12 protein-coding genes are annotated in these 19,251 nt (G+C 46.7%); 2 read left to right on the top strand and 10 right to left on the bottom strand.

Annotated features, from left to right (window positions below):
* Positions 1–2: 2 nt before the first annotated feature.
* The 6 genes from AC1DCV_RS23830 to AC1DCV_RS23855 form a co-directional block, all read right to left on the bottom strand.
* Complete coding sequence (locus tag AC1DCV_RS23830) at positions 3–1,442, bottom strand: alpha-L-fucosidase (RefSeq protein WP_477025496.1); 1,440 nt, start codon at positions 1,440–1,442, stop codon at positions 3–5.
* A 9-nt stretch (positions 1,443–1,451) separates the two neighbouring features.
* Positions 1,452–3,500, bottom strand: a complete 2,049-nt coding sequence (locus AC1DCV_RS23835; RefSeq protein WP_477025497.1) for a glycoside hydrolase family 2 protein — start codon at positions 3,498–3,500, stop codon at positions 1,452–1,454.
* A gap of 9 nt (positions 3,501–3,509) precedes the next feature.
* Positions 3,510–5,099, bottom strand: coding sequence for a RagB/SusD family nutrient uptake outer membrane protein (locus AC1DCV_RS23840; RefSeq protein WP_477025498.1), 1,590 nt, complete (start codon positions 5,097–5,099; stop codon positions 3,510–3,512).
* A 17-nt stretch (positions 5,100–5,116) separates the two neighbouring features.
* Positions 5,117–8,362: a TonB-dependent receptor gene (locus AC1DCV_RS23845; protein WP_477025499.1), complete on the bottom strand. Its 3,246-nt coding sequence runs from the start codon at positions 8,360–8,362 to the stop codon at positions 5,117–5,119.
* Between the two features lie 293 nt (positions 8,363–8,655).
* A complete protein-coding gene (locus tag AC1DCV_RS23850; protein ID WP_477025500.1) occupies positions 8,656–9,840 on the bottom strand; it encodes a FecR family protein in 1,185 nt (394 codons plus the stop codon).
* 44 nt (positions 9,841–9,884) lie between these two features.
* Complete coding sequence (locus tag AC1DCV_RS23855) at positions 9,885–10,475, bottom strand: RNA polymerase sigma-70 factor (RefSeq protein WP_477025501.1); 591 nt, start codon at positions 10,473–10,475, stop codon at positions 9,885–9,887.
* A gap of 130 nt (positions 10,476–10,605) precedes the next feature.
* Between AC1DCV_RS23855 and AC1DCV_RS23860 the strand changes: the two genes are divergently transcribed.
* The gene (locus AC1DCV_RS23860) at positions 10,606–11,826 is read left to right on the top strand and encodes a trans-sulfuration enzyme family protein (RefSeq protein ID WP_477025502.1); all 1,221 of its coding nucleotides are present in this window, start codon (positions 10,606–10,608) and stop codon (positions 11,824–11,826) included.
* A 200-nt stretch (positions 11,827–12,026) separates the two neighbouring features.
* On the opposite strand, the gene AC1DCV_RS23865 is transcribed toward AC1DCV_RS23860, so the two are convergent.
* From AC1DCV_RS23865 to AC1DCV_RS23880, 4 genes are all read right to left on the bottom strand, one after another.
* The gene (locus tag AC1DCV_RS23865) at positions 12,027–12,860 is read right to left on the bottom strand and encodes a class I SAM-dependent methyltransferase (protein ID WP_477025503.1); all 834 of its coding nucleotides are present in this window, start codon (positions 12,858–12,860) and stop codon (positions 12,027–12,029) included.
* 209 nt (positions 12,861–13,069) lie between these two features.
* Positions 13,070–14,401, bottom strand: coding sequence for a GntP family permease (locus AC1DCV_RS23870; RefSeq protein ID WP_477025504.1), 1,332 nt, complete (start codon positions 14,399–14,401; stop codon positions 13,070–13,072).
* 54 nt (positions 14,402–14,455) lie between these two features.
* On the bottom strand, positions 14,456–14,935 hold the full coding sequence (locus tag AC1DCV_RS23875) for a YdcF family protein (protein ID WP_477025505.1): 480 nt from the start codon (positions 14,933–14,935) through the stop codon (positions 14,456–14,458).
* A gap of 105 nt (positions 14,936–15,040) precedes the next feature.
* Positions 15,041–18,286, bottom strand: coding sequence for a glycoside hydrolase family 31 protein (locus AC1DCV_RS23880; RefSeq protein WP_477025506.1), 3,246 nt, complete (start codon positions 18,284–18,286; stop codon positions 15,041–15,043).
* Between the two features lie 76 nt (positions 18,287–18,362).
* Here AC1DCV_RS23880 and AC1DCV_RS23885 point away from each other — a divergent pair, with 76 nt between their 5' ends.
* A complete protein-coding gene (locus AC1DCV_RS23885; RefSeq protein WP_477025507.1) occupies positions 18,363–19,169 on the top strand; it encodes an aminotransferase class IV in 807 nt (268 codons plus the stop codon).
* Positions 19,170–19,251: the final 82 nt, after the last annotated feature.

Here is a 19,251-nt window from a genome sequence, read left to right on the forward strand (position 1 = left end):
ACTCAGGTCTTTGCTTTTTCAAAGTGCCCGTTATCACCACTGCTGCTACGGTTAGTTTGTAATAAAATGACTACCGGCGCCAGATAGTTTTTAGCATCCAGGTGAAGGAAGTATTCATTTTTTCCAATTACTTCCGGTAGGAGTGTTTGTGTTGGATTGTCCAGGTAAGCCGCTTTTGTCAGCGTGGTTTGTGCCGGTAGTTTTACACGGAGACTACCAGATACCGGGACATTGCATACCACCATGAAAATGCTGTCGGTGCCGGTTTTACGGATATAGTAACCCCAATCCTGTTTTTCAAAACCGGCATAACCACCGCCACGGATGGCTGCACCGTTTGTTTTCATCCACTGACCAATTTCCTGCATGCGCTGTACTTCTTCTGTACGGAAAGTACCATCGCTTTCAGGCCCAAAGTTGATCACGAAGTTGCCGCCAAGGGAAGTGGACTTTACCAGCATTTCAATTAATTCGTTGGATGTTTTTATATGCCCCGCCCACTTCGCATTATAGCCCCATTGATTTTCCGGAATGGTCATCACACCTTCCCAGTCGTTACCATGTATGTCGGCAAATTTTTCCGGTAGCTTGCGCTCCCAGCCCTGTTCATAGTCGCCCATCAGGTGACCGTTGGAATCAAAATGCCTGGCGCCTTTTTCGTCGGCGCGTAAGCGGCTGCCAATGATCAGGCCCGGATGTATTTTTTGCAGGTACTGTTCCAGTTCATCCGAAAAGGCGCCATCATTTTTCCAGGAGTCATTCCAGGTGCCGTCAAACCAGAACCCTTTTACCGTTGGATGTTTTAACAGCAGTTCCTGTAGCTGGTTTTTTACAAACACTTTAAAGCGGTTGTTGGCAAGACTGTCAGCCGGCGTTTTCAGTGACGCGCGGTAGTCGGGATGGTTCCAGTCGATGATGGAAAAGTAGAGGTATACATCAATGCCCTTTTTATTATACGCCGTAACCATGGGACCAATGATATCTTTTTTCCAGGGAGAAGCAGCTACCGTGTAGCGGCTATACTTACTGGGCCATAAACAGAAGCCATCATGGTGTTTGGTGGTAATAATCATGTAGCCGGCGCCCATGTCTTTCGCTTGTTGGGCCCACTGGTCCGGGTTATAATTAACGGGGTTAAATTGTTTGTATAAGTTATCATAGTCTGCCTGTGGCATTTCTTTCCAGGAGCGGATCCATTCGGCTGCGCCATTGTAAGTTTTGCCTTTCCATTCGCCGCCTGGAATGGCGTACAATCCCCAGTGAATGAACTGTCCGAGGCGCAGGGATCTCCAGCGCTCCATGTCGGCATCTGTTCTGTTGCCGGTGCGGTGCGCGCCATGTTCGAGTGTGATACTATCTTTTGCTGGTATGCTTGTCTGGCCCTGGCTTTGTAGTTGTAATAACAGCAATGCGGTGGCAGCAGTCGTACAAAATTTTTTCATCGTTATCGGTTAATGCGTCCAGGTAATAGTGTCTGTTATAGTTTTTCCATTATGAGTGCCCGTTGCCTTCAGGGTATTTATACCAGCTTTGAGCAGGATGTTGTCGAAAATAAAATCCCGGTGATTGGCGCCCTGATGGCCGGTTACCGGCTTGCCATCGTTGAGGGTAAGTGTGATGTTTTCCAGGTTACTAAAGACTTCCACCTTCACCTGTGCCTGTTTCCGGATATTATTGCGGCGCTCTGCGATGTAGAGCATTGGTTCCGGATTCCAGTTAGCCTTATACCAGTAGAAAGCATCTTTTTTCTGCTTGCGGTCATAGGTGATTAAACCCTTTAGATTCCGTGCATTTACACCACCTCTGTTCCACATGGGAACGGCAAATTCAAACATATTCCACAGGTACGAAGCGGCAATGTAAGGATGCTTTTCTATGACAGACCACTGTTTTACGTGAGTAGCTGTTTGATAGGTTTCGGGGAAGAAATGTCCGCTTACCGGATCAAAATCTGTCGAAATACTATCTGTATGCTGGTTAATATTTCCATCTGCACCATATTCTGTGAGCATCAGTTTATAGTCGGGATAATTTTTTTCCAGTCCGGTTACCCATTTTTCTATGTCGTTGATCTTTCCTTCGTACCAGCCGAAGTAGCGGTTCATTCCCTGTATGTCTGCTGCCAGGTTAGCGGGACGGTTCATTTCGCCATAGCCACTTACGGCTACGGTATACCTGCCCGGATCTTCTGTTTTGGCCAGGTCATTCAGCTGTCGTGTTAACACCGCCACATGTTCATCGGGTGTTTTGGAATATACTTCATTGTGCATCCCCCATACATAAATAGATGGGTGGTTCCGGTTTTGCCTTATCAGCTCTGTGAGTTGTTGCCGGGCGTTTTCACTTTCTTTTCCGGAGAAGTTATTAACAAAGGGTATCTCTGCCCAGATCACAAAACCCATGCTATCACATTGGGAGTAGAGATAATCCGATTGCTGGTAATGTGCAAAACGGATGGTGGTGGCGCCTATTTCGCGGATCAGATCCAGGTCAGCTTTATGTTGTTCGTTGCTGAGCGCGTTGCCACAGTCCTGCCATTCCTGGTGACGGGTAACGCCGTGCATGACGTAAGGTTGTCCATTGAGGAAAACGCCTTTGCCGGGGATCACCTCAAAACTGCGTATGCCCAGTGGTTGTGTTACTGCATCCATGATACGACCCGCTGCAATGATGGAAGTGGTGAGTGAATAAAGATACGGATCTTTCATGCCGTTCCACAGATGTGGCTGCGTAACGGAAAGGTCCTGGCGGATGATGTTAATGCCTTGTGGACTAAGTACCACGTCTTTAACGACTACGGATATACGTTTTCCCTGCGGGTCTTTAATCTCAGTTTGTACCTGTACAGTGGTATGATGTGGTTGTTTGTTTTCAATTTTTGCAACTACGCTGATGTCTGCGTTTTTATCGCTGACATTTTCCTGGCTGATCGCGAGTCCGGATGACGCGTAATCAGTGGTCGTGATGTTGATATCGTTGGTGATGAGCAGGTTCACGGGTCGGTACATGCCACCGAAAATGCCAAAGAGGAAATTGTTGATCGGAAGTACATCTTCCCGGGCCTGGTTATTCGCTTTCAGCACAATGGTATTTTCTGCTCCATACTTCACTGAGTTGGTGATTTCGAAGCAGAAAGCAGCATAAGAACCTTTATGCTCGCCTATTAACCGGTTGTTGACATACAGCATAGCTACGGAGCCCACTCCGTCAAACCGGAGAAATAATCGTTTCCCTTTCAGTGCGGGGTCTACTTTGAAAATCTTTTTATAGCAAGCATCGCCGGCATAAAAATTTTTGCCTTCCTGCATGTCTTTGTTATTCCAGGTATGCGGAATGTGCACGTTTGTCCAGGTGGTATCTGTTTGGCTGGAATCAGCGGTGAGTGGTCCTTTTCGGAAAGCCCATCCATCGTTGAAAGGAATTACTTTTCTTCCTTCCTGTCCGTACCCCTGTAAAAACAGGAGTACAGTCAGGAATGTTATGAGGGTGTGTTTGTTCATCTGTTCTGGTTATTTGCTATATCCTTCGTTCTGTTGCAGTACGGCATCTTTGTTCACATCAATTTCCGACTGCGGAATAGGCAAATGTATATTGAAATCGCTGATGGTAGGAGCTACTTTCGGATTATATTTACGGACTCTTTCCACCAGTTTTTTGGTGCGGATAAGGGTGAGGCGGCGTAGTTCTTCGGCCGTGAGTTCCCTGGCTCTTTCATCAAGAATATAATCCATGGTTACTTCAGATGCCCGCACAGGCGTAGCATGTGCGCGATCGCGGATCACATTGATACTGGTGGCTGCATCACCGGGACGTCCCTGTAACAGCTGTGCTTCCGCCAGCAGCAGGTAAGTTTCCCCGAGACGCATTTGTATCCTGTCTTTATAAGACTGGGCCCCTTGTATATCCTGTGGTTGAAACTCATACCATTTAGTGGTATGTGCATAAATATTCTGGATAGTATCGAAGCCATTCACGATGACTGGTTGTCCGTATTTAGCGGAGGCCGGATCATTGTAATAATACTTACGGCGGATATTGTACGGAGAGTTGCGCATATCTTTTTGTTCGTACAGCTCATACGTCCACCAGTTGGTAGGCCTGATCCTGCCTATGCCACGGCCGCCGAGGGAATCGCATACTTTCATGCCTGCTACGTTCACATAGAAGGGGCCCCATTCGCGGCGTCGCTGATCAAAGTTCGTCACAGCGCCACCACCGGTTACATTATATTGTTGTTCTATTACCCAGATGGCTTCTGTATTGCCCTGGCTGCGGCGCATGTTACCGTAGGTAAACATATCCGCAAACGGATCACCGGGGAGGGATGCTTTAGTGCCATAGCGGTTGGTGATCAGTGTAAAGAATTTGCTATCGATCACTCTTTTGGCCGCAGCTTCTGCATCTGCCGGTTTGTTGGCACGGAGTAAGGCTTCGGCCAATAGCTCTGTGGCTGCGAATTTATTGATGCGACCCTGTTTTGCCACATTGGCAGGATCGGGAAGATGTGCTTCTGCAAAAGTAAGATCTGTGATCATCTGCTGTATTACCGCATCTTCTGTGGCCCTGGTATAATCGGTGCGTGGAACAGCTACCGGCGCCGTAATCAGTGGTACACCGCCAAATAAAATAGACAGGTGATTGTATGCATAAGCGCGGAAGAAACAGGCTTCTGCTTTATAGAAGTCACGTTGTGCATCCGTTAGTGATGCTTTGGGATTGGCGGAAGCATCGATGACCACGTTAGCTGCATTGATCACTTTATAGCCCCAGTTCCAGATGCTGCTGAGGGAACCGGTTTGAGAATTGAGATTCTGGTAATTCTCGTAAGGCGCCTGCACTGTGTTGGGCTGCCCGGTAATAGCCATATCTGTACCTACGTAAAAAGTGGCCAGTAAGCCCTGCACATCACCATAGTCGGCACGCACGATGCTTAACATGCCGGTACTCGCAGCTTCAAAACCCAATGGATCCACGAGGGTATTATCCGGTGCGTAATCAGATTTCAGTTGTTCGTTGAGAAAACTTTTGCTGCAGGAAGACAGGGAGGTGATGAACACACCTGCTGCCAGCATTCCGCATATATATAAGCTCTTTTTCATGGTCATATCTTTTTAGATTAGAAACTGATATTTACCCCCATGATGATGGTGGTGTTAAGCGGATAAAAATTTGAACTCTGCTGGCCCGCTCCCTGCCCATTGGCTAAACGTGTATCAGATGATGTGATAGAAGAGGGAGATGTTTCCGGATCATAACCTTTCCATTTGGTAAAGGTGGCGAGGTTACGACCGCTCATATACACCTGCAGATTAGAAATTTTATGACGCTGTAATACCTGTTTATCAAAATTATAACTGAGTGTAACGTCTTTCAGGCGSATAAAAGAGGCGTCCTGTGCGTATTTATATCCTTTGGGATTGGTATAAGCCAATGACGGGTTGGTATTGATCTTATTGTCAGAAGTCCAGTACGGAACGTCTGCCGGCAGATTTACAATGCCGGCCTGGTCTCTGTTATCAAGAATATTATTTGGGCGTAACGAGCCATGTACATCCTGGAAGAAAATGTTCAGTGTAAAGTTTTTGTAGCGGAAAGTATTGGTTAAGCCAGCTACATATTTTGGTAATTGTGAGCCGAGATAAGAACGGTCGGCTGCATCTATTTTACCACTGTTATCAATGTCTTTGAATTTGATATAACCTGGTTTGGTACCCGGATCGATCTTGGAATCTTCACCTACCTGCCAGATACCTGCCATGGTATAATCGTAAATACCCAGCATTGATTTACCGATAAACAGGTTGTTGCCGATATCATCTTTATTATCACCATAAAGTGCCACTACTTTATTTTTATTGAAGGAGATGTTGAAAGATGTTTGCCAGGAGAAATTATCAGATTCAATGTTCCGGCTGTTCAGTAATATTTCCAGTCCTTTGTTGGCGGTTTCTCCGATGTTGTCATATACAGAAGTATAACCGTTGATGGCTGGTATTTTTCTACTCAGCAACAGGTCGTTGGTATGCGTGCTGTAAGCTTCAATGCTACCACTGAGGCGATCGTGCAGCACGGCGAAATCAAGGCCGATATTTAATCCGGAAGTGGTTTCCCATTTCAGGTTAGGGTTCCCCAGTGTAGAGGGAACAACACCGATGGCAGTAGCGCCATCATAGATGTAATTGGCCGTGGTCATTCTTGTTAACGTGCGGTAAGCGCCTACTGCCTGGTTGCCGGACTTACCATAGGAAGCTCTTAATTTCAGCTGGGAAATAGCAGGTATAGCGGCCATGAATTTTTCCTGCTGGATATTCCATCCGGCAGCGATAGAGGGGAACACGCCATACTTGTTATTGGCGCCGAATCCGGAGTAGCCATCGCGGCGGATAGTAGCAGTGAGCAGATACCGGCTGTCGTAGTTGTAGTTCACTCTGAACATCTGTGATAACAGGGCACTGCCGGTATAGGAAGTAGTTGTTTTTTGTACCTGCGCAGCTTTCATATTACTGAAGTCCAGGTTATCATTTATAAAAGAGTTGGCATCCAGCTGCGAGGTGAACTGTTCATCCTGTTGGGCACTATATAAGGCCGTGAAATCCAGGTTATGTTTTTTCACGTGCAGGTTATACGTCAGGAGATTTTCAACGATCCACTGTTTGTTTTCTTCGTTGTATACTTTAGCAGTACCTAACATGTCGCCCATTTTGCGACCGGAATAGTCGCTGGTGCGGTTGGGCCGGAAAGAGTAGGAGGCGTTCATGCGGTATTTCAGTCCTTTCAGGAAGGTGGGTGCTATTTCTGCATAGCCGCTGGCGGTGATGTTTTTGCCACGGTCCAGTCCTGGATTGTACAGGTTGATGAGCGGGCTCATATACAGTGTTTGCGGTGCAATGGGATATACTTCATAGTCACCGGCGGCATTGTACAGGGTACCATAAGGACTGAGTGCATTGGCATCAAAGAGGGTGGCTTTACCACCGTCCTGGTTATTGTTTACGAAGAACATATTCACTCCTGCTTTCATCCAGGGAGTTACGTTCGCGTCTACATTGGCGCGGATGCTGGCGCGGTTATACTGGAACCCTTTGACGGTACCATCTTCTTTCAGGTAAGTACCGGAGATATAATATTTCACGTTATCGGTACCGCCGGAAATGCTCAGTTCATGACTGTGGATATATCCCTGTTGCCGGATTTCTTTGAGCCAGTCTACTTCTGGTTTGCCATTGGCAAAATTCTGTTGTTCAGATAGGTAAGGCAGGTCGGGTGCGTCGGGGCGGCCGGCCTGGATATTATACCAGTGATTTTTGGTACGGTATTGTTCACCATTCATTTGTTGTACGGTGTTGGATTGGTATTCCGGTCCGGCGTAGCCGCTGTAGGAAATAACAGGTTTACCGGTTTTTCCTTTTTTGGTGGTGATCATGATCACGCCATTGGCTCCTCTGGCGCCATAGATGGCAGATGCGGATACATCTTTCAACATATCAATAGCGGCAATATCATTCGGGTTGATATCATTATAAGATCCACTGAAGGGGATACCATCCAATACGATCAATGGTGAGTTGCTGGCACTGATGGATTTGAGTCCACGTAAATAGAAGGCAGGGGAGCTGCCTGGCTTGCTGCTGTTGCTGACAATGTTTACGCCGGGAGTTGTTCCTTGAATCGATTGCAAAACGTTGGTAACGGGTAAATTGTGGAGCCTTTCTTTAGGAACAGATGCTACTGCGCCTGTTACATCACTTCTTTTCTGGGTACCATAACCTACCACTACCACTTCCGTTTGTTGTTCTACAGATGCTTTCAATACAATATTGAAAGTGCCGCTGCCGGTAACGGTTACTTCCTGCGGTATCATGCCCAGGTAGGAAAATACCAATACCTGCGGGCCTTCTGCAGTAATGTGCAGGGCATAGCTACCGTCGTTGCCGGTGCTCACACCCTGGGAACTACCTTTTACTCTAACAGACACACCGGGTAAAGGTGCGCCTGCTTCATCGGTTACTTTTCCTTTTACATCTGCCGGTGGTGCGGCCAGCGTTACGTCTTCTTCCTTAGCAGTAGCCACTTTGGGAGAAATGAAAACGKATTTGTTCACGATTTCATATTTCAATGGCTGTCCTTTCAGCATCAGGTCCAGGAATGCCTGGATGGATGCATTTTCCACTTTCATGGTCACAGGATTCGCTTTTTTCAATACTTCCCTGCTGGCTACCACGGTGTAGCCGGATTGTACCCTGATGACAGCGAAGATTTGTTCTACCGGTACATTCCTGCCTGACCAGGTAATCAGTTGCCCGAATCCCGTAGCATGCACATTTAACAGAACGACCGTAAGCAATAAAAACGTCAGTTTCATAACTAACAGCATTTTGGTTGGAAACCAGCTCCTGGTCAGTACTTTACTTGATGTAGGTACATGACGGGTCTGGTTACAAAGAGCAATTTTTTGCATAGCTTTGCATTGATTTGGCTTGTAAATAGATAGTTGTCTGGAATACTCAACTGTTTTGCATAGCTGTAATCTTTTAGCCGGAGGTGGTCGAAACACCTTCGGTTTTTTATTACAGGTATCCTTGCATAGATGTTTGAATTTTAGTTCACCGTTTTTCTATAACATTCTTTTTTCTGGTTGTCTGATAACATGATATTTTAAGATCCTACTATTAACTTTCTGCCTTCCAAACGGAAGTGGATACCTGATTCCCGGAGGAATGTCAGTACGCTGGCCAGTGTTACATCACTGCCTATTTCTCCTACAAATGTGATATCAGGAGGTGTTGTTTCATATACTACGTCAATGTCGTACCACCGGGCAATCATGCTGATGACGGCGGTAAGTTTTTTATCCTGGAAGTTCAGTGTGCCGTTTTTCCAGGCAATCACTGCGAGTGTATCTACCTGTTTGTTGAGCGTGGTTACACCGGATGTTTTGTTGATGTCGAGTTGTTGTCCTGGCTGCAGGCGTCTGGCTTGTTCTTTTACTTTTACCTGTACAGCACCTTCCAGCAGGGTAGTGCTGATGTTGTTTTCATCGTGGTAAGAGCTGATATTAAAATGTGTGCCGAGGACTTCCACGGCTGTTTCGTTGTTGATGTGTACGATAAATGGTAACGTAGCATTGGAGGCTACTTCAAAGTAAGCTTCTCCCGAAAGAGTTACACTCCTGTTGTTGCCGGTAAAGGCAGTAGGGTAGGTGATGGCACTGGCGGCATTCATCCATACGTGGGTGCCATCGGGCAGTTGCAGCTGGAATTTCCGGCCCCTGGGTGTAGTCATGGTATTATAGCTTACCGTGCCGGCTGCAGAAGCATCATAACTCAGTTGCCCGTTGTGGAGCAGCAGCTTTGTTCCCTGTTGCGTGCTGATAATGCCGTTATGCAGGCTGTCCAGCACTACCTGGCTGCCATCGCTGAGGGTGAGTATTGCGCCATTCTTACCGGGCTTTACATCGGTGGTAATGGCGGCTAATACAGGTGCTTGTGTGTCCGTCCGATGCTGCCGCATCAGGTAACCGCCGGTGCCTATCAGCAACAGCACAGCAGCTGCGGCGGCGTAGTACCAGCGATAAGAGCTTATTTTCCGGGTAACCGCCACTGGTTGCAGGATCTGATCAATGGTGGCTTCGTAGAGAGCCGGGTTGTATGCTGGGTCGGGGGTAGCGGAAGCATGCAGCTCACTGATCATGGCTGTCCATGCTTCCTCCTCACCGTCTGCACGCAGCGCAGCGAATAACTCTTCTTCTTCCGCTGCGGTAGCGGTACCGTTATAATAACGATGCAATAAAAACCGGTAGTACTCTTTTGCTTCCACGATACAATCCCTTCTTTTGCTCATAGACGCTGCGAAACAGGTACTGTACTATGCGTCTTTAAAAAAAATTAAAAAAATCTGGACAGGAGTATAATCAGTAGGATAGGAAGTCGTGTTCCTGTTTGTTTTTCCAGGTATTCACGAATAAATTTACGAGCGGTAACCAGTTGGTTTTTGACCGTGTGTTCAGATATGTTCAGCGTTTCTGCAATTTCCCTGCGGGATTTGCCATCCTGGGTATTCATCATAAAAACCTCCCTGCGGGAGGCTGGTAACTTTTCCACTGCATGTTTAATGAGTTCCTGCAATTCCCGGGCATAGATGCCGGCTGATACATCTTCATTGTCAGGCATATCTTCTGCGATATCATCCTGCCTGTTTCTTTCCCGTGCATGTTTCCTCAGTACAGAAAGCGAATAGTTAGATGCGAGTGTATACATCCACCCACCGGGATTTTCAATAGCTCCCAGGGTATGACGTATGAGCCATACTTTCAGAAAAACCTCCTGTAGTACTTCTTCAGCAGCTGCATCTGACTTCAGTAGTTTTTTTACAGACCCTAACAGTACTGCATTGTAGCGATGATACAATAAACGGAAGGCTGTTTCATCTCCATCTGCAATTTTTGAAAAAAGAAGCCTGTCCTCAGTTAAACTCAAAGCGTGTTCTGGATTTTATGGCAAAAACTATTGATCAATATTATATCATTTCCGCTTTTCCAGCAAGCGCTTTCTTTTTGCAGCGACTTTTTTTCCTGGAAATCAATTTCAGAAACCAGTAATTTAGCGCATGGAAAATCATCCGCAATTTACAGAAATGGCATCTGCCGCCATCCATGCCGCCCAGTCTGATATGGGAGAAAATGCCCACCTGGTACCGGTTTACGCTACCGCTACCTTTACCTTCGATAACGCACAACAGGGAATGGACCGCTTCTCCGGCACCGCTCCCGGCTATATTTATTCCAGGTTTGGTAATCCTACCGTATCGGTAGCGGAAAAACTGATTGCCACACTGGAAGCATTTGGTATTGTACAGGAAGATGGCAGCCCTTTGGCCCTGAAAGCCTTGCTGCATTCCAGCGGACAGGCAGCTATGGCCAGCATGTTCCTGGCGAACGTAGCAACCGGAGATACGGTGCTCACTCATTACTCCCTCTATGGCGGTACCCATGAGTTCCTGTTCGACTTCCTCCCGAAATTCGGCGTGAAAGCGCTGATTGCTGATCTGCATGACCTGGATAGTGTAGAGAAACTGCTGCAGAAAGATCATACCATCAGGATGATCCATATTGAATCGCCCGCCAATCCCTCTATGCGCTGTGTGGACATTGCCGCTGTTTGTAAAATAGCCAGTGCCTACTCCGTGAAAGTAAGTGTTGATAATACCTTTGCTACTCCTTACCTGCAACAGCCTTTCCGGTACGGCGCCGATTTCGTATTTCATTCCACCACCAAATTCCTGAATGGTCATGGCACTGCCATTGGCGGCGTACTCCTTGGGAAAGACCTCCCACTGATGCAGAAGGTAAATAAGACTGCCAAATTACTGGGCGGCTGCGCCAACCCTTTCGATACCTTCCTGCTGGTTCAGGGCATTAAAACCCTGGAGCTGCGCATGAAACAACATTGCAGCAATGCCCTGCGCGTAGCGGAATTTCTATATGCACATGCTGCTGTAGCAAAAGTAAATTTCAACGGACTGCCTTCTCATCCGGATTATGAATTGTCGGCCCGCCAGATGCGTTACCCTGGTGCGGTGATGAGCTTCGAATTGAAAAACGGTTTTGATGCCGCCGTGCGTTTTATTGACCGGCTGCAGATGTGTGTACGCGCCGTATCGCTGGGAACATTGGATACGCTGGTATCACATCCGGCTTCTATGACGCATTCCGGAATGAAGAAAGAAGACAGGGAGAAAGCCGGAATCTCTGATGGGTTGATCCGTATCAGTGTTGGGTTGGAGAGCGTGGAGGATATTTTGCGGGATCTGGAGCAGGCGCTGAGTTGAATCATTTTTGTGTGAGAATGCAGACACACCAGCTATCAAAATTATCTTTCCAGCTTCTGTTTTGAGAAGCCGGAAAGATAAATAGTAGAAAATATAATATGAAATCTATTAGTAAGGTCATCTTTCACTATTAAACAACCGGGAGGAAAAGTATATTTCATCCGGAAGGATTACTGGTAAAGCAGTAAAAAGTAAGAAAACTATTTAACACCGCCGGTGATCCTGGCTGTCCATTGGAAATACAGTTTATCATGGACAATATGCGTGGCTATTTTCTTTCTTAACAGCTCTTTTACCTGTTCCCGCTCCTGTAGTGATAGCCCGATTAAAGCATTTACAACCGCGGCACTTACACTTGTTACATAGTTCCAGTGTTCTTCTGCAGAATTGAATTCAATGATACCGGTTATTTCTTCTTCATGGATTTGATGCATACCGATTTCTTCAAACCAGTCTGTCATAAATCCAGGTTGCATACAATAGAACATGCCAGGGATATGCCTGTTGTACATCCTCCGGCCGGTGACTTCTTTCATGGCATCCAATACCATGGAGATCCACAGGTTCTTATCCAGTAAGCCCCATGTGGAAACCGTCATTTTAGCTTCGGATTTCAGTACACGGTACATTTCTCTCAGACCAGTGTCAATGTTATTAAAGAACATGACGCCATTGCGACATAACACTGCATCAAAGGCCTGGTCGCCGAAAGGTAATTCCATGGCATTGCAACAACGGGTTGTGTAATTAGGGATGTTACGTTGTCGGGCATTTTCCTCCGCATACTCCAACATTTTGTCAGAGAGATCGATGCCGGTGACAGTAATGCCGGGAAACTTTTCGGCGATGGTCAAACCAGGTTCTCCTGTGCCGGTAGCAACATCCAGTAAGGCAGATGTGTTTGCTTTAAGAGATAATGATTCAATAATCTTGTTGCTGATGGGACTTAATAAAGCATTGACAATTTTGTTCCAGTCGTTTCTGCTTTGTGATAAATCATTCCAGCATTCGTGGATAGATGACTGTGGGGTCATAGCCTTTAATGATTTGAGGGTTTGCTAATAACTGAAATAGGATCGGATAGTCTGTTGTATACCCTTTGGGTAAACAAAATTACAGGTCGTAAATGTGCTTCGCGTAGCGACCTAAATGTAGGAATTTAGTATGGAAAAAGAACAACGGTGAATTATTTTTCTATGCAACCGGTTTCACAGTCCGTAGTTAGTTTGAACTGCTAACTATGTTATAATGCGGGTAATAGCAGCAGGGATAACAAGTAAACACATGTTACCGATATAATACCCATAACAATACTCCCGGTGCTGTATACCCTCAGCATTTCTTTAATTTCCAGGCCTGAGAATTTTGAAATCACCCAGAAGTAGGCATCGTTGGTATGTGATATCATCATGGAACCTGCTCCCATTGACAGCACGCAGATGATACGTCCATTTGCGGAGTCGAGGCCCATCACAGGTAACAGTGGTTGCATGATGGCAGCCGCCGCAATGACTGCTACGGTAGAAGAGCCCTGGGCTGTTTTTAACAGGGCGGTGACCAGGAAAGGCAGTAGCAGCCCCATGGCAGCAACGGATTGATTCTGCGCAATATGACTGCCTATATCTGCTTTGGCGAGAATGGCACCAAATGCGCCGCCGCCACCAATGATGATGAGTATACCGGCTGCTTTTTCAGCACCTTCCTGCAGGATAATGCTCATATTACTTTTCAGTTGTGTTAGCGCCAGCAGGATACCTGTGCTGAGTGCTACTTCTGGTATACCCAATATGGCGATGAGCTGCAGAAACGGGGAGGGGTGTGTTACTTCCAGGCTGCTGAGAGAACGGATGGCAATGAGCAGAATAGGAATAGCCACCGGTAAGATGGACATCAGGACAGAAGGCCCTTTCATAGTTGTTTCAGTAACACCCTGATCGTTGCTAACGGTAACGGCTATCCGGCGTCCGGCAAATACCGACCAAAAATAACCACTGGCTGCAGCAGGAATGGCAATCAGTAGTCCGTATAACATCACTTTTCCTGTTTCGGCATGTATAGTGCCGGTAGCCGCGGTGATGCCCGGATGTGGCGGCATCAGGCAATGCACTGCATACAGACCGGTTGCCAGCGAAGAAGCCATGACGATCATCGGAATGCCGGAACGCCTGGCCAATGCTTTGTTCAATCCACTGAGTACAATAAATCCTGAATCGCAGAAAATGGGCATGCCTACCAGGTAGCCGATGATGTTCATCGCCATGGCAGAGCGTCCCGTGCCGGTACGGCGTAATACGTAATTGGCGAGCACGGTAGTGCTGCCGCTATGTTCCAGTATTAATCCAAGTGTAGTGCCGAGAATAATCAGCAATCCTAATGAACCGATGATATTACCAATACCCGTTTTAATGCTGCCGATTATTTCAGTGACGGGCAGTCCTAAGATACCACCGGTAAGTATACTGGCCAATAATAGCGCAAAGAAGGCATGCACCCTGAAACGGGCAGTGAGCAACACAATCAGGGCAATGCCTGCCAGCAATCCGAGTATGCTTTGTATCAGTGGAATGGTATTCATAGCAGTACAAGATAGTAATTAATTGTTTTCTTGTTTGCTGCAATGAGAATGGCGTTACATCGATAAAGCAGCCATCGCTTTCTGTTCATGTGCGTGTAATACTTCCAGCTCTTCCGCTGTCATGGAAGAAGGTGCTCCCCAGAATATGGTGTTGGGATAGTTGACTTTTTGTGCCTGGACTATCTTTGCCCGAGGTACGTGAAAGTCGGAAGTAACCACCCACAATATATCCGGCGCCATGGTGTATATTAACGCCCTTGCCTGCACGAAATCATCTATGGTGCTGGCGGAATTTACCGGGTTCGTCAGTGCGGACGCAGGAATTCCATGGGCTTGCAGGTAGCACTGCGAATAATGATAATGTGGATGTTCCGTTTCATTGAAATGGGGTCCTTTGCCACCGGTGCAGGCAATGAGGAATTGAGGGTTGTAGCGGAAAATCTGCAGTACGGCATTTAACCTGTCCAGGGCTATGGGACTGAGGTTGCCGGCGGTGTCATTGGGTGCACCTAATGACAGAATTAGTCCTTTCATCTTTTTTGGTGTTTACAGGGATAAATATAGGATTTTACAAATGATAAAGGGAAAGAAGTTGGTAACAACTTCTTTCCCTTTATCATTTATTTACCGGATAAAAAATTATAACACGTTCACTTCCTGTGTGGTAGCAGTGCTTAACCAGTTTGTTTTAATATGCAGGGTGCCTTTTTTCTCCGTTGCGCTGAAATAGCAGCCGGTGGCCGCTTTGTCGAACGATGACAGATCTGTATATATTTTCAAAGACTGGCCATTGACAGTTACCTTTTTAGGTTTAGCCGGCTGGTGCACGTCCAGTAAATAGATCCTTTGTTGATGACGGCCTTGAAATTCGCCTCTTGCTGCGTTGATCTTCACCTGCACTCCTTTGGCAGCGTCCACTTCAATCAATGTTTTAGCAAAAGCGCCGGTTTTGTAGTCGCGCGTCAGCCCATCATCTTCATACAGATCAAAAGATGACTTGTGGAAAGGATAGATATCGAGTGTCAGCGTGTCTGTTTTCTTTTCGCCATCAAAATTCATGAGTGGGTACATCGGAATAATGGCGCCTTGTTTTACGAATAACGGCAATTTATCCAGTCCCGCAGTGTAATTATTGATAACAGTAGCGCCGGTATAGGCAGTGCCATCCCAGTAGTCAAACCAGGTGCCCCGTGGTAAATAGATACTATCTCTTTTTCCTTCACTTTTATACACGGGTGCTACCAGCAGGGAAGGCCCGTTCATGAACTGATATTCCGTTTGGGTACCCTTGCATATCTCATCTTCCGGAAATTCCAATACCATGGCCCTGGAAGCGGGCACGCCTGTTTCATGTGCTTCTGCACAGAGGGTATACATATACGGTGTCATTCTCATCTTCAGCTGCAGGTATTTTCTGTTGATGGCCGTATTGGCTTCTCCCTGGAGATAAGGTTGTTTGTTTTTCTTTGCCCAGCCACTCATCACCATAAATACCGGCGTAAAGCATTTCCATTGCAGGTCGCGTACATAGGTAGAGTCGCTGCCGCGGAAGATACCATCTACGTCGCCGGTAGCGGCATTTTGTGCTGAAAGACCTGCCCCGATAATGGTGGGGATGTGGAAGCGGATATATTCCCAGTTGCCGGACTGATCGCCGGACCAGACAGTGGAATACCTTTGCGTACCAGCCCAGCCCATTACGCTCCAGATATACCCCCTGGCATTGCTGTTGTTTTCAATACCTTCATAGGCCGCTTTACAGCCATCCAATGCAAATTTATAACCCGGGCCTACCCAGGCAACGTCCAGCTTTGCGAGGCGGGAACCATAGGTGCCTACTTCGCGGGCGATTTTGTCAACACCGTTTTCTGTCCATAAGCCGGTATAGAAGCCGCGTTTATGCAATTCTGTAATGGTAGAATCTAATTTCGTATAACCACATCCGTAACCATCATTAGGTAATATCCAGCCACGCGGCATATCGTTTTCAACATATTTATCGGCCACCAGTTTAATTACGTCCGGGGTGGTGCCGGTAGTACCGGTACCTTTATATGCTTTTGAATCCGTACCGCTGCCACCACGATTGTAACAGTTGGCATCGCCTAAACTCAGCGCCCAGCGTGGCATTAAGAAAGGACGGCCTGTTATCTGCGTATAGCCGTTGAGGATTTGTTTTAAAGCAGGACCATAAAAATAGAAGCAGTCAAAACGATTTTCATTATGTGCAAACTGTAATTCTTCTTTAAAAGAATAACGACCCACGTCAAAAGTATTCCTGAAGGCGCCATATCCGGCAGTAGACATATAGAAGGGAGCGGGGTTTGGTCTGCCGCCATTATCCCATCCATTACCTTTTTCAATCAACACCTCCTGTCCGCGGTGGGAGAAGTAGCCATTCTGCATACCGCCGCCATAGAAGTATTCATCGGGCTGCCGGCGCATGGTTTGCGTGGTGCTGGACCCGAAGGACATCGGCGCAGACTCCTCCCAGATCACCCGGGTGTCTGTGATGTCATACATCGCAAACCGCAATGGCTGCTTATATACACGAACGATACAGTCTTTACTTTTCACCTGGTAATAACTTCCTTTATCCGTAGCCGTTACGGTTGAAGGCTTCGGTGTGTAATCCACCACAATATCATTGCCGGCGGGATTGCTGAACTCACCATCCGGCGCCATCCAGATACGGAAGATATCATCGGTATAAAAAATCAGTTTAAAAGCCGATAAGCCGGATTTGATATTAAACTCATTACCCGCTCCTTTGAAATCGGTTAAATTGCCAACGTGTGATTCTTTGGCATTCACCCGGGCGCGCAGCGTATCATTGAACGCATGCTCATCTCCGTCATAGTGGAGCGTGAATGCAAGTGCATGCAAGGTGCGGTCGGTTAGATCTGTTGGCGGAAATTTCACTGTTATTTCCTGTCCCGGTGCCAGTCCCTTTTTATTGGCGGGTACTACTGCCGCTATCTCTTTCTGCTGATCGATTTTGCAGCTTATTTTAAAAGCGGATTTCAATGTTTCAATGCCGGTGTTTTTTACCGTAACAGCCAGTTCATCTGCGGTGGTAAAGGTGTTTTTCTCTTCATTGTGTGAAACCAGGCGGGTAATCGCGAGGTCTTTCTTATAAGCTTCTGCCAGTTCAATGTCATCTATCATCCAGTACCAGCTATAAAATCCTTTCCAGTAGAAACGGATATATACTTTCGGTTGATTAGCAGCGATCGCTGTGATGTTGAGTTCCTGGTTGATAGGTATAAACATATCATTGGCCGGCGGCACATTATTCATCACATTGTAGTCGGTCCATTTAATGCCGTCTGTGCTCACACCCACGAGTAACGCGGCTCCCGGTGCAGCAAATTCGCCGTTGTACCGGAACGTGTGCTGGAAGCGAAGGATAACAGATGATTTGTTGGCACAGTTAATACTGCTGGTTTGTATCCAGGTATCCGGATATACTTTTTTCTTCACCCAGGAAGGTTGATCTTCATCCACAAAATAGCCTGCCTGAAACTGTAAATGATGACCGCGGCTTTTAGATGCAATGGGTGGTGCCTGTTGTTGGTATTGATAGGAGCCGGGGTAAGGCTGATCTGTAACGATCCAGTTTAAATCCCGTTTGCTGGAATCCACATTTTTCCATCCGGCCGGGAGCTCCGCGGTTTTGAAATTTTCCTGCCAGAAAACTTTGGATTTTTGCGATGCCTCCTGCGCAAAAGATGCGGCGCCCGAAAAGGCTAAAAGAACTAGTAAAAGTAATTTTTTCATGAATTGTTCACCATTAAAATCTGCCAATATATATACAGCTCCTGCGCCTGTTAACGAAGGAATACCTGTTTTTTGCTCCTGCTGTTTAAGATCGGAAGGTCTCAAAGAAATGATATTTCCCTATCTTTTCTAAAAAATAAATACACCTTAGCCTTGAATGGCAAAGAAATAAAAGTAATTGATGTCAACAGAAATGATTTACGAACAGGCATTAAATGGCGCTCCGGTGACATTAGCCGATCTTCCTAAACTGGCCACATTGAATGCCGGTCATTTTACTGCCATGCAGGTCCGCAACGGAAAAGTAAAAGGGTTGCATCCGCATGTAGCGCGCCTGGAAGCATCGTCTGTCGCTCTTTTTGGCGTGAGTGTACCGTCGGAAAAACTGCTTTCATTTATCAGGACGAGCGTTGCAGGAGGCTCCTGTTCCCTGCGGGTTCATATTTTTTCATCGGCCGCCAATCCGGGCGCCATCTCCCGGGATGATCTGCAGGTGCTGATCATCAGGTCGGCCCCCCTGGAAATGAATGTTACTCCCCTGGTGGTGGGAACCGCGGCGTATGAGCGTTTCCTGCCACAGATCAAGCATGCGGGCATCTCCATAGGGCTTCTTCATTACAAAAGACAGGCACTGTTAAAGGGCTATGATGATGTGTTGTATACCACGGCATCAGGTGAAATATCAGAAGGATCTGTCTGGAACATCGGCTTCTATGACGGTGCCGGATTTGTTTTTCCCGCAGCGCCGGCGTTGCCAGGCATTATGTTGCAGCTGATCATGATGGGATTGAAGCGCTTAAAAGTACCCATAACGGTGAGGCCCATATTTGTCCATGAACTCGATAGTTTTGCTGCCGCTTTTGCCATGAATTCCATTACAGCCGCCCAGCCTATACGCCAAATAGAGAATTGGATGTTCCCAGTGGAGGCAGCTGTTTTCGATATCCTGCAGGAAGCATACACGCAGATACCCTGGGAGGAGTTATAACATTAACGCATATATGATTTTGTAAATATTATAGATTATCGGTGCAACAGCTTGATAATGGCTATTTTACATACCTTTGTGG

It is taken from the genome of Chitinophaga sp. 10T418 (assembly GCF_056394125.1).